Below are 21,703 nucleotides of genomic sequence, written 5' to 3' on the forward strand. Positions count from 1 at the left end.
CAGTAAGGTAAAAATAGCAATATTTATTGAATTAAATCAATGAGTTACAAAAAATATGTCTGTTTTATGCCACGCTTTGGGTAAGTTAGTGTTTACTTTCAATACTTGGCAGTAAGAAATTTTCCACCTGTGGATATGTATTACAAAAGAAGCACAAAAAATCACCCTAGAAGCCCCATTTTGATTGAATAGAATAATAAATATGTCGGAAATATCAAGGTCAGTACTCACCGTTGGCGAGCTTAACCGCGCAATTGCTGAATCCTTACAAGAGCATTTCGATACAGTATGGGTTAGCGGGGAGATATCCAATTTCAAGGCATATGACAGCGGGCATTGGTACTTCTCATTAAAGGATGAAGAGGGTCAAATTCGTTGTGTGATGTTTCGGGGACGCAATGGTCAAGTGGGCTTTATGCCCCAATCTGGTGATTTGGTTGAAGTGGGTGCCAGCTTAGGTTTGTATGTTCCACGAGGTGATGTGCAACTGACTGTGCAAGTGATGCGCAAAGCAGGCTTAGGTGGTCTTTACGAAGCTTTTCTTAAATTAAAAGAAAAATTAGCGAAAGCAGGTTTATTTGCTGAAGAAGCTAAACAAGCAATTCCGACTCATCCCCGCGCCATTGGCATCATCACTTCACCACAAGCAGCGGCACTAAAAGATGTGCTTAGTACTTTAGCGCGCCGTGCACCGCATATTCCCCTTGTGATTTATCCCACTCTTGTGCAGGGGCCCGAAGCCCCCGCTGGAATCATTGCCGCCTTAAAAGCGGCCAATGTAGAAGCTGAAGTCGATGTTATTTTGTTAGTGCGGGGCGGCGGTAGCATCGAAGATCTTTGGGCTTTTAATGACGAGCAATTGGCCTATGCGCTTGCCGACTCCACCATTCCCGTAGTGAGTGGGGTTGGTCACGAAACCGATTTCACTATCGCAGATTTTGTTGCAGATGTTCGGGCGCCAACACCCACTGGCGCCGCCGAGCTAGCCGCGCCTCGCCGCGATCAATTACTCAACGAGTTAGCTAGTTTTCAGCAAGCCTTACTGCAAAGGCTGACCTTGCGGCTTGAGCGCGAAGCACAAACCTTAGATCAATTGGCCTTACGTTTGAATCATGCCTTGCCTAACCCTGAACGGATGCGCGAGCAATTAACGTTTTTACGGCAACGCTTAAGTCAATCGTGGTTAGTGCGAGTAGAAAGTTGGCAACAGGGCCAAACCCATTTGGGCGCCCAGCTAGAAGCGCTTAACCCCCAGCGCACGCTTGAGCGGGGCTATGCGGTCATCATGCGGGGGATGGGTGAGCAAACCCATGCGGTGCGTAATCCAGATGAATTAAAGCCCCAAGAAACGCTTCAAGTGCGACTTGCTGAAGGCGAGGCAGAAATTGTCTTGGGGGCCGTAAAGCCGCTCTAAGGTTTAAAAAAAGACGGTTGCTGGCACGGCAAAACGTTTTGATAGAGCCCGAATTTGTCTTATATTAGGATTGCGGGCACCAGAAAGCAGCATTGATATCACGCTTTGATTGCCAACCTCGGGAAGATCGGCTTGTGAGAGCCCATGCTCTTTCATCAAAAGAGTCAATACAGCCCGTGGACTAGCATTAGGTACAGCGAAATGTTCGGCGTCATAGACACGGATCAGTTCAGCAATAATTTCTAATAAATCAATTAGCGGATGTTTTTTTGTATGACCAATGACATCGGTGAGAAGGTCAGCCAACTGAACCATCTTTGCGTATTGTTTTCGATTGTGAATAGGGGCAAGCGCAACCGATTTATTCAATTGTTCCCAGGCTATTTGTAGTTTCATTAAATTCAACTTTAGTGCTGTCTCTAGTGTGGTGCAAAACACGAACAATTTTGAGTAAGCGGTGGTCAAATAAGTAAAAGAAAATATATTTTGTTTCAGATGGCCAACTGCGAATACCATCTTTAATATCTGGCCTCAGCCTACCCATGAATGGAAATACACGCAAGGTTTGCGTTTCACGAGCAATAATTTCAAGCGCCTTATTTGCCACAGATAAATTTTTTTTAGCGAGGTAGATCCAGAGTTCAACCAAATCAACATCTGCGCTAACAGTAAAGCAAACTTCTCTCGTCAAACAGAGCCTTTAGCTTTTAATGCGGCGCGACCCCTAGCTTTAATACTTTGAATATCTAGGCTCACAACTCTATTTGCTTCAACATCAGCCAAGCCTTTTGCTAAATCAAGCTTGAGCGCCTCTAGTTTAAGTTGTTGCGTAGACTGCAGGGATTCAAATAAGCGCAACGCCTCTCTAATTACTTCGCTTGCGGAGCTGTACATACCTGAGGCAACATGATCTCGCACGCGGTTCTCAAGCTCAATAGGAAGTGAAATATTCAGGGTCATTTTAATAAAATAAATGGCAATATATGCCATATTATGCCATATTTAAATATCTAGCAAGCTGGGTTGAAAGAGGCAATACTGATTTATTCGATCCACTTCCCCCCAACTACATTCGAACAGGCTCAATCTCCAGCAAAACGCCAAAGCGATCTTGCACTGCTGATTGAATCTCGCTTGCTAGGGTTAGGAGCTCTGTAGCAGTGCCCTTACCGAGATTAACTAGAACCAAGGCTTGTTTCTCGAAGACGCCAACAGCGCCCCTCTGTGCCCCCTTAAAACCGCACTGCTCAATCAACCATCCCGCCGCGAGTTTATGCGAGCCATTGCTCTGCGGATAAGCAATCATCTTAGGGAAAGTATTAAATAATTGGGTCAATTGAGTTTGGCTAACTGTGGGGTTTTTAAAGAAGCTGCCCACATTACCAATTACTTTTGGGTCAGGTAATTTTTTTTGCCGAATAGTGCAGACGGCGTCAAAAATTGCAGTCGGTCTTGGCAGATTTTTTTGTGAAGAAAAGAAATTCGTTAAATCAGCGTACTGCAATTGTGGCACCCAAGTTTTAGGTAATGAAAACGTTACCGCAGAAATAATGTAACGCTGTGGATGACGTTTAAAAATACTATCGCGATAAGCAAACTGACAAGCCGCAGGCGTAAGCTCAACAACTTGTTGGGCAGTGCAGTCAAAGGCAGTGATCGATTGAATTAAGTCGCTAACTTCAACCCCGTAAGCGCCAATATTTTGGATCGGTGCAGCACCCGTTGTGCCTGGAATTAATGCGAGGTTTTCTAGTCCTGGTAAACCTTGCTCTACAGACCAAATAACAAATTCATGCCAATTCACACCCGCACCGACCCGTATTTGGGTCGTAGTCTGATCGTTGGAAATAAGCGCTTGGCCACTAATCTCCATCAAGAGGGTTATGCCCGGTAAATGTGCAGGTAAGACCACATTGCTGCCTCCTCCCAAAACCCGCCAAGGCATGCCAGTTGATAGAACAGTACTCATCAGCAGGGGAATTTGCTCGGCAGAGCGAATAACACAACTCAATTCAGCGGTGGCAGCAAAACCAAGGGAATTTCGCTCCCTCAATTGGGTATTGCGCAGTATGGGTAAGCCGGCATCCCAGTTTAGGCCGGTAGTTTGAGTCGAGTTCATGCCACAATCTTATTCGTTAACAGAATTATTTAAAAATTTTGCCAAATAAAGGAGTTAGTCATGCCCTCATTTGATGTTGTTTGTGAACCCGATATGGTTGAGCTCAAAAATGCCCTCGAGCAAGCCAATAAAGAAATTACCAACCGCTTCGATTTTAAGGGCTCTGATTCACGGGTAGAGCAAAAGGAAGAACAAATTGTGCTGTACGCCGATGATGACTTTAAGTTGGGCCAAGTACGTGATGTCTTGTACGGAAAAATGGCTAAGCGCAATGTCGATGTCCGTTACCTCAAAGATGACAAACTCGAAACCATTGGCAGTGATAAGCGTAAGCAAACCATGAAAATTCAAAAGGGCATTGCCGCCGAGTTGGCCAAGAAAGTAGTACGTATTATTAAAGACAGTAAGATTAAAGTGCAGGCTAGTATTCAGGGCGATGCAGTGCGTGTCACGGGCGGCAAGCGTGATGATTTGCAAGAGGTGATGGCCATGCTGCGCAAAGATGTACCTGAATCACCTTTAGGCTTTAATAACTTTCGCGATTAACTTCGAAGATGAACTTTGCAGATTAACTTCGCAGATGAACTGCAGTGAATAATTCGGGCGCGTTGGTTCCCAGTAATGCGGAAGCAATAGAACGCTTCTGTGATGCTTGTTGGTTAGAAGATGGTTTAGCAGCAAATAGTTTAGCCGCCTATCGCCGAGATTTATTACTCTTGGCACAATGGTTGCAAGCGCATTCATCGGTCGATTTATACGCAGCGAGCGAACAAGAACTCACCGCCTATATTGCCCATCGGCGCGCTGATAAAGCGACCACTGCAAATCGCCGCCTTACGGTATTTAAGCGCTTTTATCGCCATGCTTTGCGCCTCAATCTGGTGAAGAGCGACCCATGCATGAAGTTGCGTGCAGCTAAGCAGGCCCAGCGCTTTCCAAAAACTTTAAGTGAAGCGCAGATTGTGGCCTTGCTCAACGCACCGAATGTTGACACCCCCTTGGGCTTACGCGATCGCACCATGCTTGAACTGATGTATGCCAGCGGTTTACGCGTATCAGAAATCGTCACACTCAAAACGATTGCATTGGGCTTAAATGAGGGCGTGGTACGCATTGTGAATGGCAAGGGCGGTAAAGAACGCTTGGTGCCATTTGGTGCAGAGGCTGGTTTATGGCTTAAACGTTATCTCGCCGAAGCGCGCGTGCCTTTGTTGGAAGGTAAAAACTGTAATGAAGTCTTTGTCGGGCGCCATACTGGAAGCGGCCTGACCCGCCAAGCCTTTTGGGCCCTAATTAAGCGTTATGCGCTGATTGCCAATATTCCCATTGCCTTATCACCACATACTTTGCGTCATGCGTTTGCGACTCACTTACTGAACCATGGAGCCGATTTACGGGTCGTACAACTTTTACTGGGCCATGCTGACATCTCAACTACGCAGATTTACACCCATGTAGCTCGAGAGCGCCTCAAATCGATCCATCAACAGCATCATCCTCGGGGTTAGCCTCATTCACTTCATCGCCAGCAGTTTTGAGCTTAAAAGCAGAAAAACTTCGGTACGGTTTTTCACTTTTAAGCTCAAAACGTGCCTCTTGTTTAAGATAGCGGTATGTTAATTTCCTTTTTATTGATTCTGGGCGCTTATTTATTGGGCTCTATCTCCTTTGCGGTGGTGGTGAGTAAGTGCATGGCTTTGCCCGATCCCTATACCTATGGATCAAAAAATCCTGGTGCAACCAATGTGTTGCGTACGGGCAATAAAAAAGCGGCCTTTTTTACTTTGCTCGGCGATGCCTTAAAGGGTTGGTTGGCCGTTGTAATTGCGCGGATGGTCATGAGCGCAGCACCTGCGGATTCGCAAGAGTGGGTTTTATGTGCTGTCATCATCGCGGTTTTCTTGGGACATTTATTTCCCCTCTTTCATGGCTTTAGGGGTGGTAAGGGCGTAGCCACAGCCTGCGGTATCTTATTTGGCATTCATTTCTTCTTAGGTTTGGCTACCTTAAGTACTTGGCTAATCGTGGCTTTCTTCACCCGATATTCTTCATTAGCAGCTATTGCTGCCGCATTATTTGCACCGTTCTACTATGTTTTCCTATTTGGTTTTCATCCCGTAGCGCTAGCCCTGGTAATCCTGTGCGGCCTATTAATTTGGCGCCATCGTAGCAATATTCAGAACTTAATGAATGGCAGTGAAACTCGCATTGGTAAGAAAAAATAAACCTAAAAAAATAAAAAGGAGATGAAGCAATGACCATTGCATTTGCATGTATTTTATTTATGGGAATTCTGCCCATCGTTTGTGCTGGAATTGCCAAAAAAGGCTTCGATGGTTACGACAATAGCCGCCCGCGCGAATGGCTGGCTAAACAAACCGGATTTCGGGCGCGTGCTAATGCAGCTCAAGCCAATACCTTTGAATCCTTACCCCTATTTTTTGCTGCAGTCATCATCGCGTCCTTTACCCATGCGCCTCAAGGCAGAATTGATCTTTTCGCTGTAGCATTTGTCATTGCCCGTTGTTTGTATGTGCTGTGTTACTTGGCTGATTGGCCAACCCTGAGAACCGTCGCGTGGACTTTAGGATTGATGAGTATATTGGCAATATTTTTGCAGATTTAAATCGTCCCAGAAAAGAGGGCGCAAAAAAAGCAGAATTAATTTAGAGATAAAAATAGAAACCAGAAAGAAGTGATGCCGATTAAAAAGACTCTCGTAGTAAAGAAAGTACCTTCCCTAAAGAAAGCCACTAGTGAAGATGGCATACCTTTATCAACAGTAATACGGCGCCGTATCCAAGCGCAAAAAGCGCGTTTTCATGCGAACGACAATATTGCGGAATTTATTAAGCCAGGCGATCTCGAGGGTTTAGTAGATGAAGTGGCGCAGAAGATGCAAGGGGTACTCGAGAGTTTAGTGATCGATACTGAAAGTGATCACAATACGCGTAATACGAGCTTTCGAGTGGCAAAGATGTTTGTCAATGAAGTTTTCAATGGCCGCTATGTCAGCCAACCCGAGCTCACCAAGTTTCCCAATATTACCCATCTCAATGAGCTAATGATCATTGGCCCTATTACCGTTCGTAGTGCATGCTCACATCATTTATGTCCCATCATGGGCAAAATTTGGATTGGCGTTTTGCCCGATAAAGATAGTGCCCTCATTGGCCTCTCAAAATACTCTCGCATTACTGAATGGGTCATGTGCCGACCCCAAATTCAGGAAGAGGCGGTAGTAGAGTTAGCCGACCTTCTAGAAAAGAAAATTAAGCCCACGGGCTTAGCAGTAGTGATGGAAGCCGATCATTTCTGTATGCAGTGGCGCGGAGTGAAAGATCCCGATTCCAAAATGATTAATAGCGTCATGCGCGGCTCATTTCTAAAAGACTCCAACCTACGTCGTGAATTCTTAGCCTTAGTGCAACGTAAGTCGTAAGTTAAGTCAGCGATAGAAATTGAATTGAGAACCGTTCTCAAGAAAATAGTGAATTAAATCAATAAGATGGAAGCTTCATTTAGGATGAGCAACTTGTGATTTATGATCACGGTTGAAATTCTTAACCCAATGGAGCTCGCATGAAAACCAATCGTCGTCAATTTATGATTTTGTCCGCAGCAGGTGCTGCTAGCTTGGCATTAAGCAATGGTGTTCAAGCGCAAGCCATGGTTTCGCCAACCGATCCCCAAGCAGTTGCACTCGGCTATGTTGAAGATGCTGCCAAGGTAGACAAGGCTAAGTTTCCTAAGTTTGTCGCCGGTCAAAATTGCAGCAACTGTGCCCTGTATCAAGGTAAAGCTGGTGCTGCAGCAGGTGGCTGCACTTTATTTGCTGGTAAGCAAGTAACAGCCAAAGGCTGGTGTAGCGCACACGCTAAGAAGGCTTAATTAAGAGGGCCCTTGCGGCCTTGTTTGATAGTTCATTAGCGTAATAAAAAGGCTTCACTTTTAAGTGAGGCCTTTTTTATTGGGGGTCGGCGGGGTATATCAATACACCTTTTATAAAAGTGTGTATAGTGTGTATTTATAATTTGCTAATGAAGAGCAAAGAATTAATTAAGCAGTTAATTGAAAATGGCTGGGTATTAAGGGGAATTAAAGGAGCTCATCATATTTTTATTCACCCATGTAAATGGGGGCATATCAGTGTGCCGCACCCAAAAAAAGATCTTGGTATGGGATTAGTGCAAAAGCTGTTGAAGCAAGCAAGCTTGAAATGAGAGGAGTACTAAAAATGAAATATCCAATTGCAATAGAGGCGGGGGATAAAAAAACCGCATGGGGAGTAGTAGTGCCCGATTTGCCTGGTTGTTTTTCGGCTGCCGACTCAGGGGTTGATGAAGCAATTGAAAATACTAAAGAGGCTATCGAGCTCTGGATCGAGTGTGCGCTTGATGCTGGCCAAGCAATTCCCAACCCAAGCTCTATTACTGAGCTGCAAAAGAAAAAAGAATTTAAGGGGTGGATTTGGGCTATAGCAGAAATTGATCCAGCGCTACTTTCAGATGAAATTGAACGAATCAATATAACCTTGCCCAAAAGAGTATTAGCAAGGTTAGACGCAAAAGCCAAATCTGCAGGCGAAAGTCGCTCTGGCTTTATTGCTCATTTAGCAATAGCTGCTTAATTAGTTGAGGTCACGGTCTAGACAGCAGCAATTCCAGCAAGGTGAATTGATTAATTTTACAAGCCTTAGAGTAGAAATAAAAAAGCCGCCTAAGTAAATCCCTAGGCGGCTAGTAATGCGCGTAACAAAAAACTAAAGCAAATTAGGCGTTTGCTAAATGGGCTTCTAAGGTCTTCGTAAACTTATTAGCGTGGCTACGTTCAGCTTTAGCTAAAGTTTCAAACCAGTCAGCAATTTCATCAAAGCCTTCTTCACGTGCTGTTTTAGCCATACCTGGGTACATATCAGTGTACTCATGGGTTTCGCCAGCAACAGCTGCTTTAAGAACATCTTCAACTGTTTTAGCGGGCATACCAGTGCCTGGATCACCAGCGCCACCATCGATCAAATATTCCATGTGACCATGGGCATGACCAGTTTCACCTTCTGCAGTCGAACGAAATACTGCAGCTACATCATTTGCACCAGCAATGTCAGACATATTTGCGAAATACAAATAACGGCGGTTTGCTTGCGATTCGCCAGCAAATGCTTCTTTTAAAGACTGTTCTGTCTTCGTGCCTTTTACAGTTTTAGCCATCGTATTGCTCCTAAAAAATAATCAATTAATTTCTGGGGTTAAGTCCAAAACCCTCAATTACTCAAGGTTTTTTGGAATGACCAGACATTCATTATGGAGATATTCTGAGGTAGTGAAATCGTATTTTTGTATGGTCCTGATAGTTAAAATTAACTAACTTCTAAATAGCTATTAAGTAAATCAAATGGCTATAAATCGGTAAACTATTGATTTTAATGGGTAATTATTTAATCTCTTCTAAAAGCTTGAGAAAAGAACTCTGGCCATGATCAATTTTGTCAGTCCACTCTTTGCCTGCAGAGGCATTTGCATCATCAGTGATGTACTTAAAGGCTCGCCAAGGGATTTCTTGGTCATAAGCGGCTGAGGCGATACCAAAAAGCTCCATGTCAACCAAATCAATTTTTTGTTCAGTCAACCAGGGGTCTGAAGCAGTAACAAAACTATCACCAGTACCGCAAATGGCAAACCCATGCTGTGAGGAAAAAATGAAGGGTTGAGAAGATAGGGGTACACGCCCTCGAGGTGCTAGGGGCTCAGCCATCATATCGCGCTGAACTACATGGGCAATTTCAACTAAACCAGAAAGCGCAGCGTTTTGCTGATTGATCTTTCCTGCGGTGCCAAAATTAATAATCAATTTAGGCTGAAAAGTTTGAATTGCCTTTAAGGTACCAAGCGTGGCATTAATTTTGCCCGCACCAGTATGGGCGATATGAAAGCGCTTAGGTACTAGGAGGGGGTCAAGCTCGTTTTCTAAAGCAGTAATAATCAAGATATTGGTATGCATTGTTGGCTGTTTATTGGTTGGATAAAAAAAGAAATTCAAATAGAGTAAATTAACTAGTTAAAACTAAAGGGACTGAATATAAACAATACAGATGAATTTACTCGATTATCTCCCAGGTATTCCTAATTTTCCAAAACCTGGAATTCTATTTCGGGATATCTCCCCTCTCTTAGGTGATCCCAAGGCATTTCAATTTGCCATAGAACAGTTGGCAGAATTAGCAAAAGGCTGGGAATACTCCCATATCGTCGGCATTGAATCACGCGGCTTTATTTTTGCCTCTGCGCTCGCCCATCATGAACATAAAAGTTTGGTCTTAGTACGTAAGCCAGGCAAGCTACCGCTTATGACCCATAAAGAAGCCTACGGCTTGGAATATGGCAAGGATAGTTTAGAGATTCAAGCCGCTTCTTTGCCCCGCGGTGCAAAAGCGATCATCGTTGATGATGTCTTAGCAACGGGTGGCACGATATTGGCCTGTGCCAAGCTTATAGGCCGGGTAGGCGCTAATACAATGGGCGCGCTTTGTTTACTGGAAATTGCGGGCCTAGAAGGGTCGCAAAAATTATTAAAAGACGGCATAGATTCGCAGACTCTGCTGCAGGTCTAACTAGTGAAATAAATGAATATGCTTAAGACTATAAAAAAATATTCATTACCAATTTTGCTGGGAGTGGCCACATTTTTTTTAGTGGTTGGCCCAAAACCCTTAGATCCCAGTAATATTAACTGGCTTGCAGGATGGGATCCCAGCCAAGAATATTTTGGCTGGGCCATTTTTAGAAATGGCCCATGGCTTTTCCCGATTGGATTAAATCCTAACTATGGAATGGAATTTAGCTCCTCCATTGTTTATTCCGACTCACTCCCTATTCTGGCGCTGCTATTTAAATTATTGTCGCCTATTTTGCCAAATACGTTCCAATATTTAGGTTTGTGGAATTTGGTCTGCTTTATTTTGCAAGCAATCTTTGCCTGGAAATTGATTAGTTTATTTACTAAAGAGCGCTGGCTACTTTTTTTTGCTACTGGGCTATTTATATTTGCTCCTCCAATGTTTTTGAAGGTCATTACGAATAGTAGTTTAGTTTCTCAATTTTTAATTGTTTGGGCGCTTTATTTGATCTTCATACCAAGAACAGCAAAAACTACTTATTGCTGGGTTTTGTTATTAATTATTTCAGAAGCGATTTTCTTCTATATTTTTGCAATGATTTTTATATTATGGCTTTCAAGCTTATTAGATAACTTATTAATTCGAAAATTAATTTCGATTAAAGCAACTCTCCAAGAGTTTTTTATTGCCTTGCTGGCCATTTTTTTTACCGGCTGGCAAGTTGGCTATTTTGCGGTCAATACTAAGTCAGCTGCAACCGGAAATTATGGCTTAGGCGCAACCAATGTGTTGGCGCCATTCGATTCAAATGGGTGGTCATATTTTTTACCGGATATACCTCAAGTCCCATTTAACTTTACTCAAGCTAACGTAATTTTAAATAAAGTCGAGGGCTTTAATTTCCTTGGTCTAGGAATAATTTTTGCCATAGCCCTTGCTATATTGGGTTTATTTTTAAGTAGGAAAAATTATTTTTCACCACAGCAAAAGTTGCAGCTAAATCTAGCAAAACAGTACCCATTTTTTATATTATCGTTATTAGGATTATGGGCTCTAGCAGTTTCTAATCAAGTTTCGATTGGTCCCTATAACTTCAGCGTTGATTTGCCAACTAGTCTTATGAATTTGGCTAGTATGTTTAGGGCATCTGGACGAATGTTTTGGCCCATTTTTTACAGTATCATTTTTGGAGTGGTACTGTTAATTATTCAATGTTACCCAAAGAAAATAGCCTTATCTTTACTGGCGATATGTTTTTTTATTCAAGTTGCTGATACGAGTGCAGGTTGGATTCCAATTCGTAAGGAATTAGTGAATGCGGCTAATACCCCAATTGAATCACCCTTAAAAAATCCATTTTGGCAAATTGCTGCCAAGCAATACAAAATACTTACGCATATACCCGCCATCAACAATATGTATGAATGGCGGGTATTTGCACGATACGCCGCTAAAAATAAAATGGCAACTAATTCCGTATTTTTATCTCGCGTAGATGAGCGTAAATTAATACTAGCAAATGACCAATTTTCAAAACTAATACAAAGTGGTAAATATAATTCCGAAACGCTTTATATTTTTGAAAACAGTCAAATATTGCCTGTACTGATGCATTTAAATAAGCAGCGTGATCTATTCATTCAAGTTGATGGCTTTAACGTGTTAGCTCCAGGGTGGAAGCAATGTGGAATTTGTGACTCACATTCTCTACAAGGAGTGAGCGAGATTGCCAGCGAAGTGCCAATAATTGACGGCAAACAAGCTATTTTATTTTCTACCCAGTCTAATCCACATAATTTATTTTTTTTAGTGGGGGGCTGGGGTAATCCTGAGTCCTGGGGCTCTTGGTCGAGCGGCTCTGTAAGTAAGCTCTTATTTCCACCCCCGTTAAGTCGCTTTAAGACCCTTACATTAGAGTTGAGGGCTTTAGTCTCTGAAAAGTACCCGAAACAAGTTGTAGAAATAAGTGTTAATCGTATTCCACAGGCGGTTCAGGTATTAAGTAAAGGGGATAAGAATTTTTTAAAGATTGCTATACCTGAAAAATTTGGGCCGAATGATTACTTAAGTATTGAATTGAAATTACCGAATGCCGCCCGCCCAGTTGATTTGGGTATCACACAGGATGATGAACGGCTTTTAGCAATTGGTATTGTTGCAGCTGAGTTTGACTAAAAAAAGTGCTCATAGATTGCTCTGCTGCTGTGCCAAGTTTTCTGCCAAGTAAAAGCCTGCGCTTTTTTGATGCCAGCTAATCGTAAGCGTTCATGAAGGTGGGGGTCATTAATAAGCGATTGCATTGCTACTGTAATTTCGTCTAAAGCTAGGGGGTCTACTTGCAAAGCAGCATCGCCTGCAAGTTCTGGCATGGCGGTAGTATTCGAGCAAATAACCGGAGCTCCAGAGGCAAACGCTTCTAACATCGGCAGGCCAAATCCTTCATAGAGGCTAATAAAAGCTAATGCAAAGGCTGCCTGCAAGAGACAGCGCTTTTCTTCGTCGCTGACATAGTTAATCCAGATACATTCATCGGCAGCTACACCGCGTTTAATCGCCTGAAGAATATCTCCGTCATCCCAAGCAAAACGACCCACCAATACAAGCGGAAATTCTTTAGCTAAATTGTGGGGTAAATTAGCATGGGCTTGTAAAATACGGGCTAAATTTTTACGCGGTTGAACAGTACCAATCGAGAGAAAAAATTTCCCCTTGATGGCAAATTTTTTCAATGTAGCTGCAATTTTTTCGCTACCAATAGGCTCAAAGTATTGTTTGTCAATGCCCAAAGGTATGGCTGAAATTTGCTCTAGGGGGTATTGCATATGGCGAGCAATCTCTTGTTTAGAAAATTCAGAAATAGTAATGATGTGATTCGCGTTGCGACTAAGCGACTTCCAAATAAGCGCCTTAGCACGGGCAAATTTAGAGCGAATAAATTGCGGGTGGCTAATGGGTATCACATCCATGATGCTGGCGATGAGCGGTATTTTATTTAGCCTATTCGTTGAGCTACGCAGCATGGGTATTAAATGGTCTGGCGCATGAATTAAGTCGGCGTTTTTAAAGGCATCCAGATGATTGTTTGCGCTATTGCGAGCAGATATACCTGCATACGCTAGAGCTAAGTAAAGGGGATACTTGGCATATTCACTAGTAGTTTGACTGGTCAGAAAGGCCTTAGTTTCGCCGCTGAACTGGTTTGGATAACCAAAGCTATAGGGAAGAATTTCTAGATTACCAGGGTCTTCGCCATATTCTGCTAAAAGCTCTTGGCAATAGTGACCAATGCCATCGATACCTTCGCCCGCCAGCCCTCGGTTAAGCAGGGTGCAGCCAAAGGCAATTTTCTTCATGGGTGAATTATATTGCTCTTAGCCCCAATTAGCATACGCGTTAAAGTTTCTTCTAATGTAGGAATGGGCAGCGTCAGGCCATGCTCTTGCATTAGTGCCATTAATTTGCTGGGGTTGCCGCACATGCGATGCACTTCACTGGCACGCACAAAGTCCGGATTAATTTTGATATCGATTGGATGTCCTGTCAGCTCAATTAGCGTGCGCATTACCTGCTTTAGTGATCGTGCATTGCCAGTAGATACATTATATATTTGACTGGCCACTCCAAATTGAAGTAAGGCTAAGTAAGCACTACAAATCATTTCTACGTCATTAAACTCGCGCTCAACCTCCAAATTACCCAGCTCAATGGAAGGGATTTGTTCGGCAAAATGCCGCACAAACTTCGGAATGAGAAAATTCCCCTTTTGCCCATGGCCAGTGTAATTAAAAGGCCGAGCGATAATAATCGGCAGCCGATCCATAAAGGTTTTTGCCATCTCCTCCATTGCCACTTTACTGATTGCGTAATGATCAATTGGCTTAAGTTCCTGGTCTTCAACGCTAAAAGGATTTGGACTGTTGCCATATACCGTGGCGCTACTGGCTAATAGCACTTTTTGGGGTTTAATAGGTAGCTTAAGAAGCGCATTGAGTAAACTGCTCGTGCCCAAAGCGTGAACCCGATAGAAGGCCTCTTCATCTTTAGAGGCTACAAAGCTAATGCCAGCTAAATGCGCTACCATCTCAGGCGCCGCTGCTAGCACCTCCTTTTCAAGGGCACGGGCATCATTTAAATTTGCCGCAAGGGAGATCGTTTCATGGCCCAATGCTCGGGCAGCTTCAATAAAGTGTATGCCCGTAAAACCACGAGCGCCAGTAACTAAAATTTTCAATGGTTAGCTTTGGAATGGTAAATGGATCATAAGCAAAAAATGGGGTGCAATAGTCTTAACATAGCGCCAATTATAATTAAGTAGTGAAATGGACCCCAGCGTGACTTATACAGCCAATAACCCCTATTTAAGGTATTTTGCGCGGCTTAAGCACTTTTTTTCAGCTTTTGGTCTTGCCATCACCTTTTTATCTGTAATAGCCATTGGGCTTAGTGCATTTAATACGGTAATTCATCAGCAGCAATTTATTGGACCAGCCTATTTAATCGCTGCCCTAATCCTGGGCTGGTTTGGCAGTAGCTGGGGTATGGGGGGATTCATTTTTCTGCTACCACTTACGCCCAATTTTCATGCGCAACTGCAGGCCTTCTTGGGTATATCCATTGCCGCTCAACCTAATCCTGGGTTAGATTTAGCCGCTGGTTTTATTGTTGGTATCGTCTTAAGATCCATCCTAGGTAAAAATCCCGCTAGCAAGCAAATACCTTGTATGCCTTGGCAAGTCGGCCTTGCCTTAAGTTTGATTGGTTTTTCAGCTTGTTTGGCAATCGTGCGTAATTTACGCCAATCGGCAGCAAGCACATCATTCGAGGGCATCTTCTTTAATCTGACCAACTTTCGCTCGCTGGGTTGGCATGATGATTTTATGCCTTTGGGTGATTTAATTGCCTATGGCCTTGCGGGTGCAATCATTGCAGTGATGTTACCAACACTAATGAAGAGCGAAAAGCGTAATCGCTTGGTGTTTCAGCCCCTAATGGCTGGGATAGGGGTTGCAGCAATACTCGGAATAATTCAGGCAGTTACTGGTTATGGCCTGCCAGAAGCCTTACTAAATTTTAGAAATGATCGTTTTGGATTTGTGGCAATTGGTTTTCAGCCCGATATTCATGCTTTTGCCGGACATATGCTTATAGGTGCGGTGGGCTTATGGGGTTATTTTTTCGCCACACAATCAAAAGATGAAAAGTATTTCACTTTACTTATTATTGGCTTAGCTTGGTTGGCTCTATTGCTTAGTAAGTCACGTGCTACATTGATACTCGCCTGCTTTTTTACCTTGCTCGGGACGCTCTATTTTATTTGGCAATATAGGCGAGCCTATTTCAAACGAGTCATCTTGTCCTTAATAGTTCTCGGCCTATTTGTCTTGGGCGGATTATTCTATTTGCTCAATCACCGCGAGTTAGCAACTGGCCTTGGCTGGCTGACCCAACTAATAAATAAGCTTAATCAGTTTGGCATCGCTGGCCTTGGCGAGGCGACACAAAATTTTGGTGGCCGCCCAGAAATTTATACAGCAGCATTAAGAATGTGGAGTGAATTTCCTCTCATGGGTTTAGGGCAAGGCGGTTTTTTCCGCCAATCTGCCGAAATAAATTTTAGCCATTCTTTTATGTTGGCTCGATGGGGCGGAGAAAATGCCCATAATTATTTTCTGCAAGTATTAGTTGAGAATGGCTTAATTGGTTTTGCTATTATGGGGTTTGCAGTGATAGCACCATTTTTTATAGCTGCTAATCGTCGTGATCTATTGCCGTCTTATCTTGGTTTGACGGGATTATTGTTGGCGAATATCCTGGCACACTCTTTACTAATTCGTGAGAATTTAATTCTTGCAGCAGTTTTGTTATCGCTCATCTATGCGTGGGCTTTAATTAATCCTAAAGTTAAACAAGTCAGATCAAATTTCCACTTATTTTATAAACCCATTTTTGTAATCCCCGTTTTAATTGTTCTATTCGGGACCACAGCTTTTGAGATATACCAATCTTTTTATCGTTTTCCTTATCAAACTGGTCTTAATTGCATGGTAGCCAGACCATTAACTAATGATGGTTGGACTTCGGGAATTTTTGAGGTGGCGCTGCCCATTGGCACAAAGGGGATAGAGATTGATATCAACCAACTCGGTAGAACGCCTGCTGACTTATTACGTAGGCCTTTGGGAGCAAGAATTGATATCGTAAGCGGCAAATGGGTCCCTGGGTTTAGAAAGGCTGAAGAGGGGTATTACTCCTATGATCATCCTTCGTTGGCTCACGGCATATATTTATGGCAAGAAAATAGACCGACTAAGCTTAAATTAACTATTACTGAGTCGCAAATAGCCGAACTTAACAATGATAAAGGCAAGGCTATTTTACGCTTAACAAGCTGTTTCGTGCCGCGTGACTTAGGAGTTAGCTTGGATAGTAGGCGCTTAGGTATTCAGGTGCAACAAGTTCAGACATTTTGATCGATACAATAAGCCATGACATTTATTCTTAACCCCACCATTCTTGTTATAGGCCTACTTTTATTAGCACTTGGTGGGATAATCGTAGCGAAGAAAAAATTTCGTGGTTTTCAGTCGCGGGTAGATAGCAATTTAGAGCAAATCACTGTCAAGTTTTCGCAAATTAAAGCTACTGTTTCCAAGCTCGATGATTAATAAAAAATGACTAATTTACTTATTAATAAGCAAATCCTTACGGTCATTTTGCCAAGTTATAACGAAAAAGCTAATGTCGATATTTTGGTACAAGGCTTATATGAAGCTGATGTGCACTCCCAAATTAAGCGCATTATTTATGTCGATGACGATAGCGCTGACAATACTAGTGAGCATATTAAAACTAGTACATACCCAGTAGATGTCTTATGCCTGCAGCGCATTGGTCGCCAAGGCTTAAGTTCCGCAGTAGTCGAGGGAATATTACTAGCAGATACTCGGTACGTTGCTGTGATGGATGCGGATGGACAGCACTTGGCTAGCGACTTAATGCGTATGCTACAAATTGCTATTTCTGAGGGCGATCAATTGGTAATTGGCTCGCGCTTTAAAGACCATGCTACTCTCGAAACCCATGTTGGTCTAAGATCGCTTTTAAGCAGGGTAGGTAACCATTTGGCTAATCATGTTTTACGAAGACAATTAAGCGATCCGCTAACAGGATTCTTTTTAATTGAACGCCAACTCTTTAACACTATTTCACATCGTATACGTGGCTCAGGATTCAAGATTTTGGTTGATCTGATTTATAACTTACGCGATCAAAATATCAAGATAGCTGAAACCCAAATTCAGTTTGCAAAGCGTATGCACGGGGAATCAAAATTAGATTCAGGCGTAATGATTGAATTTGTCGATCAAATGATTGGCCTTTTTATTGGCCGCCTTTACCCTGAAAAATTTCTTGGATTTTTAGTTGTTGGTGTTATAGGAATGTGTGTGCATTTTGCACTACTTTCAATACTATTGTTTCAAGCGGCCACCAGCTTTAGCACTGCTCAAGCTGTCGCAACTTTAACTGCCATGGTATCTAATTATGCTTTAAATAATTTATTAACCTTTAGGCGCAATCGTTTAAGTGGGATTAGTTGGCTGAAAGGATTAATTTATTTTATCTTGGTCTGTAGTTTTGGGGCCATAGCAAATGTTGGAATTGCAGGCTTTATTTATAAATTAGATAATATTTGGTGGCTTTCGGGTTTTGCTGGCATTGTGGTTGGTACAGTTTTTAATTTCACGCTTTCTAAATATTTTGTTTGGAAGAAATAAAAAATGCGCGCATGCATTTTAATGTCAGGTAGACCCAGTCTTTATCAGACAGCTTTGCGGCTCCTAAAAAAACAATTGAGCCCCCTAGGCCAAGAAGAGCTTGAATTGCATGCGCTATTTTGGAATCCTGTTTCAACGCATCATCAGCAGGAATTACGTAATGTATTTACGGTCAGAAATTTATGGACTGCAGACCCTGCTGATTTTTCCATAGTGAAATTTGGCCGTAAGCCAGACGAAACTAATGCTGGTAATTTCCTGTCAATGTTAGCGGGGCGCCAATTATTACTAGACCAGATGATTGCTAACTCTAACTTTAATGCTGCGCATTACGATTACTTTTTATACACCCGTCCAGATGTATGCCTTAATGATGGCATTACTACAGAAGCATTTGCTGAACTTTTGGCAACAATCAAAGAAAAAAAGAGCGTGTTTGTACCCCAGAGTGGTAATTGGCGTGGGGGAGTTAATGATCAGTTTGTAATTACTGATTTTGCCGTCATGCAGGTTTATTTAAGTCTTTTTAACCACCTGCAAGATTATTATGTGCGAGATCGCATCCCTTTACATCCAGAATTGATGTTACAACATCATTTAGCGACCAATCAGATTCAAGTAGAAAAGCTGTCTTGCGATAATGTAATTTTTCGCTCTGAGTATAAATTTGGTATTGGTTAAGGCTCACGCCATCATATATGCTTAATATCGTTATTCCGATGGCTGGTGCAGGCTCACGTTTTTCTAAGGCGGGGTATAAAGATCCTAAGCCCTTGATTCCCGTATTTGGTAAGCCAATGATTCAGTTGGTGATTGATAACTTGACCCCTATTTGTCAGCATCAATTCATTTTTATTTGCCAAAGAACTCATGTAGCTGAATACGGCCTTCGCAATAAATTAGAGGCTTTTGCTCCAGGTTGTCGTTTAATTGAAATAGATGGCTTAACTGAGGGCGCTGCTTGCACGGTTTTGGCTGCACAACCATGGATAGACAATAACGATCAGCTGATGATCGCTAATAGTGATCAATATATAGATTTGAATATAAATGACTATTTAGATATGGTGAATATACGTCATTTAGATGGTTTAATCATGACCATGACAGCTAGTCATCCGAAGTGGTCCTTTGCTGCTGTAGATGTTGCTGGTAGAGTTACGCAGGTAGCAGAAAAAGAGCCAATTTCTAATGAGGCGACGGTAGGTATTTATAACTTTACTCGAGGAGCAGACTATGTTCGGGCCGCTAAACAAATGATTGCAAATGATGAGCGAGTAAATGGCGAGTTTTATGTAGCACCTGTTTATAACCAATTCATTCAAGCGGGTGCCAACATTGGTATTTGCAATATTGGTGATGATGCCGGTAAAGGAATGTTTGGTATTGGTACGCCAGAAGATTTGGATTTATTTATTGATAACCCTACGGTGCAGAGCTGGTTTAAATGAAAATACTTTGCCATCGCGGATACTGGAAAGAGCCCGCTGAGAAAAATACTGCAGCCGCATTTAGAAGGGGGTTTGCTTTAGGCTTGGGGACCGAAACAGATATTCGGGATTTCAACGGTAGTCTAGTGGTCAGTCATGATCCCCCCAGAAGTAATGTAATGACTTTTGCCCAGTTGCTCGAAATGACTCCACGTAATGCTTTGTTAGCACTCAATGTGAAATCAGATGGTATTGCGCAGATGGCGATGGATCAATTAAAGGCAGCCAATCATCGGGAATATGTATTTTTTGATATGTCTATTCCTGATATGCGTTCTTATTTACAAATTGGTGCTCCAGTAGCAACCCGCTTAAGTGAATTTGAGCCCTGGGTAGATGCGTTAATGAGCCAGGTAAATACTATTTGGCTCGATGCTTTTGAGGGTAATTGGTATGATGTTGCATACCTCAAGCACCTTTTACAAATGGGCAAGCAAATCTTACTTGTTTCTAGTGAACTGCATGGTCGCTCGGGGGTCGAACTTGAGGCGCAATGGGCTATTTTCGATACTTTGGTTAAATCAACTAATTCCGATAAACTGCTTCTATGTACCGACTATCCAGAGCTTGCATTAGAGCGTTTTTGCTAAAGAAGTGCCATGACTAAGATCAAAGCAGTTATTTTCGATATGGATGGTGTCTTAATTGACGCTAAAGAGTGGCATTACGAAGCCCTAAACAAAGCCTTAGCCTTATTTGGTTTTGCCATTTCACGCCAAGAGCATCTTGATTCTTATGATGGCTTGCCCACGCGTAAGAAGCTAGAAATGCTCTCGAGCGAAAAGAACCTACCAAAAGGATTGCACCTTTTTATTAATGACTTAAAGCAACTCTATACCTTACAAATTGCTAATGCCAAGTGTTCACCGCTCTTTATTCATGAGTATGCTTTAGCGCGTTTGAAGGCAGAGGGTTATTTATTGGGTGTTGCCTCAAATTCAGTCAAAGATTCTGTTGAACTCATGATGCGCAAGTCTCATTTACATGAGAGGTTAGATGTTTTACTTTCCAATGAAGATGTAGAACAAGCTAAACCTGCCCCTGATATATACCTAAAGGCGGCGGCAATGTTGAAATTAAAGCCAGAAGAATGTTTAGTTATTGAAGATAATCAGCATGGAATTGCTGCGGCTAAAGCAGCTGGGGCTGAGGTAATGGCTGTTGCGCAGGTGACCGAGGTCAATTATCAAAACATTATGGCCCATATCAAGCAAGCGGAAAGAGCCATATGAACGTATTAATTTTGGCGGCAGGCAATTCGGCTGCTACTAATGCCGATGGCTACCCCTTGTGTTTATCGGAGGTAATGGGAAAGCCATTAATACAGGTGATGTTGGAGAAATGGCAGGGATTAGAGGTTCATTTTTTCATTATGTTTAATGGGGCTGACGTACAAAAGTATCACTTACATCAAGTGGTAGAACAAGTTAGCCCACAAGCGCAAGTGATTTCAATCCATTCGGCCACTGCTGGTGCTGTTTGTACGTCTCTGATGGCAATAGATCAAATTAATAATGCTAAGTCTTTGGTCATTTTAAATGGTGACGAAATATTAGATATAGATTATGCAAAAGCCTTACAATTTTTTTCTGATCAGCAGTTAGATGCGGGTGTCGTCATATTTGATTCAGTCCACCCACGCTATTCCTATGTACGACTTGATGAAAATGGATTGGTAGTAGAAGCTGCAGAAAAAAATCCAATTAGCCGCAATGCAACTGTTGGTTTTTATTGGTACAAAAAAGGTAGTAATTTTGTGCAAGCAGCAATGAGCTCCATCAAAAAGCAGGCATTGCTTGACCCACCTTATTTTGTTTGCCCAGTGTTTAATGAGCTCGTTTTAGGAGGGCAGAAAATTGGCGCATTCCGCATTGATAAGGCTGCATATAAACCGTTAAAAACTAAACAACAGTTAATGGAATTTCAGGCTAGCATGGCACTCTCAGGAAAGTCCCTATGAAAAAGGGACATCTTCGCAATATGGTCAAGGGCTGGTTTGTTGGTAATTTCGAGCCTACAGTTTTTCGAACGAATGCCTGCGAGGTAGGTATTAAGTACTATGTAAAAGGCGACAAGGATGCAGCGCATTTCCATAAAATTGCGACTGAAATAACAGTGATTCAAAGTGGTAGGGTATTAATGAATGGGGTTGAATACCAAACTGGCGATATTATCGTGATCGAGCCTGGGAATGCCACCGACTTTGTTGTGCTTGAGGATACGGTTACCGTAGTAGTTAAAGTGCCTGGAGCACAAAATGATAAATATTTAGATTAAATAAGTTAATGC

Annotated in this window: 29 protein-coding genes; 20 read left to right on the forward strand and 9 right to left on the reverse strand. The window is 42.4% G+C overall.

From position 1 onward, the window contains the following. Positions 1–202 precede the first annotated feature (202 nt). Positions 203–1,414, forward strand: a complete 1,212-nt coding sequence (gene xseA, locus LZG75_RS03100) for an exodeoxyribonuclease VII large subunit (protein WP_233935024.1) — start codon at positions 203–205, stop codon at positions 1,412–1,414. Positions 1,415–1,417: 3 nt separating this feature from the next. Here xseA and LZG75_RS03105 read toward each other — a convergent pair whose 3' ends face one another. From LZG75_RS03105 to murB, 4 genes are all read right to left on the reverse strand, one after another. Continuing rightward, positions 1,418–1,810, reverse strand: coding sequence for a type II toxin-antitoxin system HigA family antitoxin (locus LZG75_RS03105; protein WP_233935025.1), 393 nt, complete (start codon positions 1,808–1,810; stop codon positions 1,418–1,420). Continuing rightward, positions 1,776–2,105 (reverse strand): type II toxin-antitoxin system RelE/ParE family toxin, encoded by a 330-nt coding sequence (locus LZG75_RS03110; RefSeq protein WP_233935029.1) that lies wholly within the window; start codon positions 2,103–2,105, stop codon positions 1,776–1,778. Before LZG75_RS03110 ends, LZG75_RS03105 begins: the two co-directional genes overlap by 35 nt. After that, positions 2,102–2,404, reverse strand: coding sequence for a type II toxin-antitoxin system ParD family antitoxin (locus LZG75_RS03115; RefSeq protein ID WP_233935030.1), 303 nt, complete (start codon positions 2,402–2,404; stop codon positions 2,102–2,104). The genes LZG75_RS03110 and LZG75_RS03115 overlap by 4 nt, the downstream gene beginning before the upstream one ends. 76 nt (positions 2,405–2,480) lie before the next feature. Continuing rightward, positions 2,481–3,533, reverse strand: coding sequence for a UDP-N-acetylmuramate dehydrogenase (gene murB, locus LZG75_RS03120; protein WP_233935034.1), 1,053 nt, complete (start codon positions 3,531–3,533; stop codon positions 2,481–2,483). A 60-nt stretch (positions 3,534–3,593) separates the two neighbouring features. Between murB and LZG75_RS03125 the strand changes: the two genes are divergently transcribed. From LZG75_RS03125 to plsY, 3 genes are all read left to right on the forward strand, one after another. Next, positions 3,594–4,079 (forward strand): YajQ family cyclic di-GMP-binding protein, encoded by a 486-nt coding sequence (locus LZG75_RS03125; protein ID WP_233923026.1) that lies wholly within the window; start codon positions 3,594–3,596, stop codon positions 4,077–4,079. 44 nt (positions 4,080–4,123) lie between these two features. Continuing rightward, complete coding sequence (xerD, locus tag LZG75_RS03130; RefSeq protein ID WP_233923025.1) at positions 4,124–5,041, forward strand: site-specific tyrosine recombinase XerD; 918 nt, start codon at positions 4,124–4,126, stop codon at positions 5,039–5,041. Between the two features lie 105 nt (positions 5,042–5,146). Continuing rightward, positions 5,147–5,758 (forward strand): glycerol-3-phosphate 1-O-acyltransferase PlsY, encoded by a 612-nt coding sequence (plsY, locus tag LZG75_RS03135; RefSeq protein ID WP_233923024.1) that lies wholly within the window; start codon positions 5,147–5,149, stop codon positions 5,756–5,758. On the opposite strand, the gene LZG75_RS12310 is transcribed toward plsY, so the two are convergent. Next, the gene (locus tag LZG75_RS12310) at positions 5,717–5,806 is read right to left on the reverse strand and encodes an SVM family protein (RefSeq protein ID WP_370634739.1); all 90 of its coding nucleotides are present in this window, start codon (positions 5,804–5,806) and stop codon (positions 5,717–5,719) included. The two genes, plsY and LZG75_RS12310, sit on opposite strands and share 42 nt — an antisense overlap. Between LZG75_RS12310 and LZG75_RS03140 the strand changes: the two genes are divergently transcribed. The 5 genes from LZG75_RS03140 (at position 5,788) to LZG75_RS03160 (ending at position 8,163) form a co-directional block, all read left to right on the forward strand. Beyond that, entirely contained in the window at positions 5,788–6,159 is a 372-nt protein-coding gene (locus tag LZG75_RS03140) for an MAPEG family protein (protein WP_233935038.1), read from the forward strand. The two genes, LZG75_RS12310 and LZG75_RS03140, sit on opposite strands and share 19 nt — an antisense overlap. Positions 6,160–6,231: 72 nt before the next feature. Then, positions 6,232–6,975: a GTP cyclohydrolase I gene (gene folE / locus LZG75_RS03145; protein ID WP_233935040.1), complete on the forward strand. Its 744-nt coding sequence runs from the start codon at positions 6,232–6,234 to the stop codon at positions 6,973–6,975. Between the two features lie 140 nt (positions 6,976–7,115). After that, the gene (locus LZG75_RS03150) at positions 7,116–7,424 is read left to right on the forward strand and encodes a high-potential iron-sulfur protein (protein ID WP_233935043.1); all 309 of its coding nucleotides are present in this window, start codon (positions 7,116–7,118) and stop codon (positions 7,422–7,424) included. A 149-nt stretch (positions 7,425–7,573) separates the two neighbouring features. Continuing rightward, complete coding sequence (locus LZG75_RS03155) at positions 7,574–7,756, forward strand: type II toxin-antitoxin system HicA family toxin (RefSeq protein WP_233935046.1); 183 nt, start codon at positions 7,574–7,576, stop codon at positions 7,754–7,756. Between the two features lie 14 nt (positions 7,757–7,770). Next, the gene (locus LZG75_RS03160) at positions 7,771–8,163 is read left to right on the forward strand and encodes a type II toxin-antitoxin system HicB family antitoxin (RefSeq protein ID WP_233923020.1); all 393 of its coding nucleotides are present in this window, start codon (positions 7,771–7,773) and stop codon (positions 8,161–8,163) included. Positions 8,164–8,305: 142 nt separating this feature from the next. Here LZG75_RS03160 and LZG75_RS03165 read toward each other — a convergent pair whose 3' ends face one another. Together LZG75_RS03165 and LZG75_RS03170 are read right to left on the reverse strand one after the other, a co-directional pair. Beyond that, positions 8,306–8,743, reverse strand: a complete 438-nt coding sequence (locus LZG75_RS03165) for a rubrerythrin family protein (protein WP_233923019.1) — start codon at positions 8,741–8,743, stop codon at positions 8,306–8,308. A 223-nt stretch (positions 8,744–8,966) separates the two neighbouring features. After that, positions 8,967–9,533, reverse strand: coding sequence for a 5'-methylthioadenosine nucleosidase (locus LZG75_RS03170; protein WP_233935050.1), 567 nt, complete (start codon positions 9,531–9,533; stop codon positions 8,967–8,969). Positions 9,534–9,624: 91 nt separating this feature from the next. Between LZG75_RS03170 and LZG75_RS03175 the strand changes: the two genes are divergently transcribed. Continuing rightward, the gene (locus tag LZG75_RS03175) at positions 9,625–10,143 is read left to right on the forward strand and encodes an adenine phosphoribosyltransferase (RefSeq protein WP_233935052.1); all 519 of its coding nucleotides are present in this window, start codon (positions 9,625–9,627) and stop codon (positions 10,141–10,143) included. 18 nt (positions 10,144–10,161) lie between these two features. Beyond that, entirely contained in the window at positions 10,162–12,324 is a 2,163-nt protein-coding gene (locus tag LZG75_RS03180) for a DUF6311 domain-containing protein (RefSeq protein ID WP_233935055.1), read from the forward strand. On the opposite strand, the gene LZG75_RS03185 is transcribed toward LZG75_RS03180, so the two are convergent. Together LZG75_RS03185 and LZG75_RS03190 are read right to left on the reverse strand one after the other, a co-directional pair. Next, entirely contained in the window at positions 12,321–13,502 is a 1,182-nt protein-coding gene (locus LZG75_RS03185; RefSeq protein WP_233935058.1) for a glycosyltransferase family 1 protein, read from the reverse strand. The two genes, LZG75_RS03180 and LZG75_RS03185, sit on opposite strands and share 4 nt — an antisense overlap. Continuing rightward, positions 13,499–14,380, reverse strand: a complete 882-nt coding sequence (locus tag LZG75_RS03190) for an NAD(P)-dependent oxidoreductase (protein WP_233935060.1) — start codon at positions 14,378–14,380, stop codon at positions 13,499–13,501. Before LZG75_RS03190 ends, LZG75_RS03185 begins: the two co-directional genes overlap by 4 nt. Before the next feature lie 88 nt (positions 14,381–14,468). On the opposite strand from LZG75_RS03190, the gene LZG75_RS03195 reads away from it, so the two are divergent. Genes LZG75_RS03195 through LZG75_RS03235 form a run of 9 tightly spaced genes read left to right on the forward strand, consistent with a single transcriptional unit; the run spans position 14,469 to position 21,691 of the window. After that, positions 14,469–16,619 carry an O-antigen ligase gene (locus LZG75_RS03195; RefSeq protein WP_233935062.1) on the forward strand — a complete coding sequence of 717 codons (2,151 nt, stop codon included), beginning with the start codon at positions 14,469–14,471 and terminating at the stop codon, positions 16,617–16,619. Between the two features lie 15 nt (positions 16,620–16,634). Then, the gene (locus tag LZG75_RS03200; protein ID WP_233935064.1) at positions 16,635–16,814 is read left to right on the forward strand and encodes an LPXTG cell wall anchor domain-containing protein; all 180 of its coding nucleotides are present in this window, start codon (positions 16,635–16,637) and stop codon (positions 16,812–16,814) included. A 6-nt stretch (positions 16,815–16,820) separates the two neighbouring features. Then, on the forward strand, positions 16,821–17,924 hold the full coding sequence (locus LZG75_RS03205; RefSeq protein ID WP_233935066.1) for a glycosyltransferase: 1,104 nt from the start codon (positions 16,821–16,823) through the stop codon (positions 17,922–17,924). Positions 17,925–17,927: 3 nt separating this feature from the next. After that, on the forward strand, positions 17,928–18,605 hold the full coding sequence (locus LZG75_RS03210) for a hypothetical protein (RefSeq protein WP_233935068.1): 678 nt from the start codon (positions 17,928–17,930) through the stop codon (positions 18,603–18,605). Positions 18,606–18,622: 17 nt separating this feature from the next. Then, on the forward strand, positions 18,623–19,375 hold the full coding sequence (locus LZG75_RS03215) for a glycosyltransferase family 2 protein (RefSeq protein WP_233935071.1): 753 nt from the start codon (positions 18,623–18,625) through the stop codon (positions 19,373–19,375). Continuing rightward, positions 19,372–20,004: a hypothetical protein gene (locus LZG75_RS03220; protein WP_233935074.1), complete on the forward strand. Its 633-nt coding sequence runs from the start codon at positions 19,372–19,374 to the stop codon at positions 20,002–20,004. Before LZG75_RS03215 ends, LZG75_RS03220 begins: the two co-directional genes overlap by 4 nt. 9 nt (positions 20,005–20,013) lie before the next feature. After that, positions 20,014–20,646 (forward strand): HAD family phosphatase, encoded by a 633-nt coding sequence (locus LZG75_RS03225; protein ID WP_233935077.1) that lies wholly within the window; start codon positions 20,014–20,016, stop codon positions 20,644–20,646. Beyond that, complete coding sequence (locus tag LZG75_RS03230) at positions 20,643–21,374, forward strand: glycosyltransferase family 2 protein (RefSeq protein ID WP_233935081.1); 732 nt, start codon at positions 20,643–20,645, stop codon at positions 21,372–21,374. Before LZG75_RS03225 ends, LZG75_RS03230 begins: the two co-directional genes overlap by 4 nt. After that, a complete protein-coding gene (locus LZG75_RS03235; protein WP_233935084.1) occupies positions 21,371–21,691 on the forward strand; it encodes a hypothetical protein in 321 nt (106 codons plus the stop codon). The genes LZG75_RS03230 and LZG75_RS03235 overlap by 4 nt, the downstream gene beginning before the upstream one ends. The last annotated feature ends 12 nt before the right edge of the window (positions 21,692–21,703 follow it).

The sequence above is a fragment of the Polynucleobacter sp. IMCC30063 genome (genome assembly GCF_021395235.1).
Classification (GTDB): Bacteria; Pseudomonadota; Gammaproteobacteria; order Burkholderiales; family Burkholderiaceae; genus Polynucleobacter.

Bases quoted from the DNA above. Each gene is read 5' to 3' on its own strand.
- xseA (WP_233935024.1), top strand. From the start codon at position 203: ATGTCGGAAATATCAAGGTCAGTACTCACCGTTGGCGAGCTTAACCGC.
- LZG75_RS03105 (WP_233935025.1), bottom strand. From the start codon at position 1,810: ATGAAACTACAAATAGCCTGGGAACAATTGAATAAATCGGTTGCGCTT.
- LZG75_RS03115 (WP_233935030.1), bottom strand. From the start codon at position 2,404: ATGGCATATATTGCCATTTATTTTATTAAAATGACCCTGAATATTTCA.
- murB (WP_233935034.1), bottom strand. From the start codon at position 3,533: ATGAACTCGACTCAAACTACCGGCCTAAACTGGGATGCCGGCTTACCC.
- LZG75_RS03125 (WP_233923026.1), top strand. From the start codon at position 3,594: ATGCCCTCATTTGATGTTGTTTGTGAACCCGATATGGTTGAGCTCAAA.
- plsY (WP_233923024.1), top strand. From the start codon at position 5,147: ATGTTAATTTCCTTTTTATTGATTCTGGGCGCTTATTTATTGGGCTCT.
- LZG75_RS03140 (WP_233935038.1), top strand. From the start codon at position 5,788: ATGACCATTGCATTTGCATGTATTTTATTTATGGGAATTCTGCCCATC.
- LZG75_RS12310 (WP_370634739.1), bottom strand. From the start codon at position 5,806: ATGCAAATGCAATGGTCATTGCTTCATCTCCTTTTTATTTTTTTAGGT.
- folE (WP_233935040.1), top strand. From the start codon at position 6,232: ATGCCGATTAAAAAGACTCTCGTAGTAAAGAAAGTACCTTCCCTAAAG.
- LZG75_RS03150 (WP_233935043.1), top strand. From the start codon at position 7,116: ATGAAAACCAATCGTCGTCAATTTATGATTTTGTCCGCAGCAGGTGCT.
- LZG75_RS03155 (WP_233935046.1), top strand. From the start codon at position 7,574: ATGAAGAGCAAAGAATTAATTAAGCAGTTAATTGAAAATGGCTGGGTA.
- LZG75_RS03160 (WP_233923020.1), top strand. From the start codon at position 7,771: ATGAAATATCCAATTGCAATAGAGGCGGGGGATAAAAAAACCGCATGG.
- LZG75_RS03165 (WP_233923019.1), bottom strand. From the start codon at position 8,743: ATGGCTAAAACTGTAAAAGGCACGAAGACAGAACAGTCTTTAAAAGAA.
- LZG75_RS03170 (WP_233935050.1), bottom strand. From the start codon at position 9,533: ATGCATACCAATATCTTGATTATTACTGCTTTAGAAAACGAGCTTGAC.
- LZG75_RS03175 (WP_233935052.1), top strand. From the start codon at position 9,625: ATGAATTTACTCGATTATCTCCCAGGTATTCCTAATTTTCCAAAACCT.
- LZG75_RS03180 (WP_233935055.1), top strand. From the start codon at position 10,162: ATGCTTAAGACTATAAAAAAATATTCATTACCAATTTTGCTGGGAGTG.
- LZG75_RS03185 (WP_233935058.1), bottom strand. From the start codon at position 13,502: ATGAAGAAAATTGCCTTTGGCTGCACCCTGCTTAACCGAGGGCTGGCG.
- LZG75_RS03195 (WP_233935062.1), top strand. From the start codon at position 14,469: ATGGACCCCAGCGTGACTTATACAGCCAATAACCCCTATTTAAGGTAT.
- LZG75_RS03200 (WP_233935064.1), top strand. From the start codon at position 16,635: ATGACATTTATTCTTAACCCCACCATTCTTGTTATAGGCCTACTTTTA.
- LZG75_RS03205 (WP_233935066.1), top strand. From the start codon at position 16,821: ATGACTAATTTACTTATTAATAAGCAAATCCTTACGGTCATTTTGCCA.
- LZG75_RS03210 (WP_233935068.1), top strand. From the start codon at position 17,928: ATGCGCGCATGCATTTTAATGTCAGGTAGACCCAGTCTTTATCAGACA.
- LZG75_RS03215 (WP_233935071.1), top strand. From the start codon at position 18,623: ATGCTTAATATCGTTATTCCGATGGCTGGTGCAGGCTCACGTTTTTCT.
- LZG75_RS03220 (WP_233935074.1), top strand. From the start codon at position 19,372: ATGAAAATACTTTGCCATCGCGGATACTGGAAAGAGCCCGCTGAGAAA.
- LZG75_RS03225 (WP_233935077.1), top strand. From the start codon at position 20,014: ATGACTAAGATCAAAGCAGTTATTTTCGATATGGATGGTGTCTTAATT.
- LZG75_RS03230 (WP_233935081.1), top strand. From the start codon at position 20,643: ATGAACGTATTAATTTTGGCGGCAGGCAATTCGGCTGCTACTAATGCC.
- LZG75_RS03235 (WP_233935084.1), top strand. From the start codon at position 21,371: ATGAAAAAGGGACATCTTCGCAATATGGTCAAGGGCTGGTTTGTTGGT.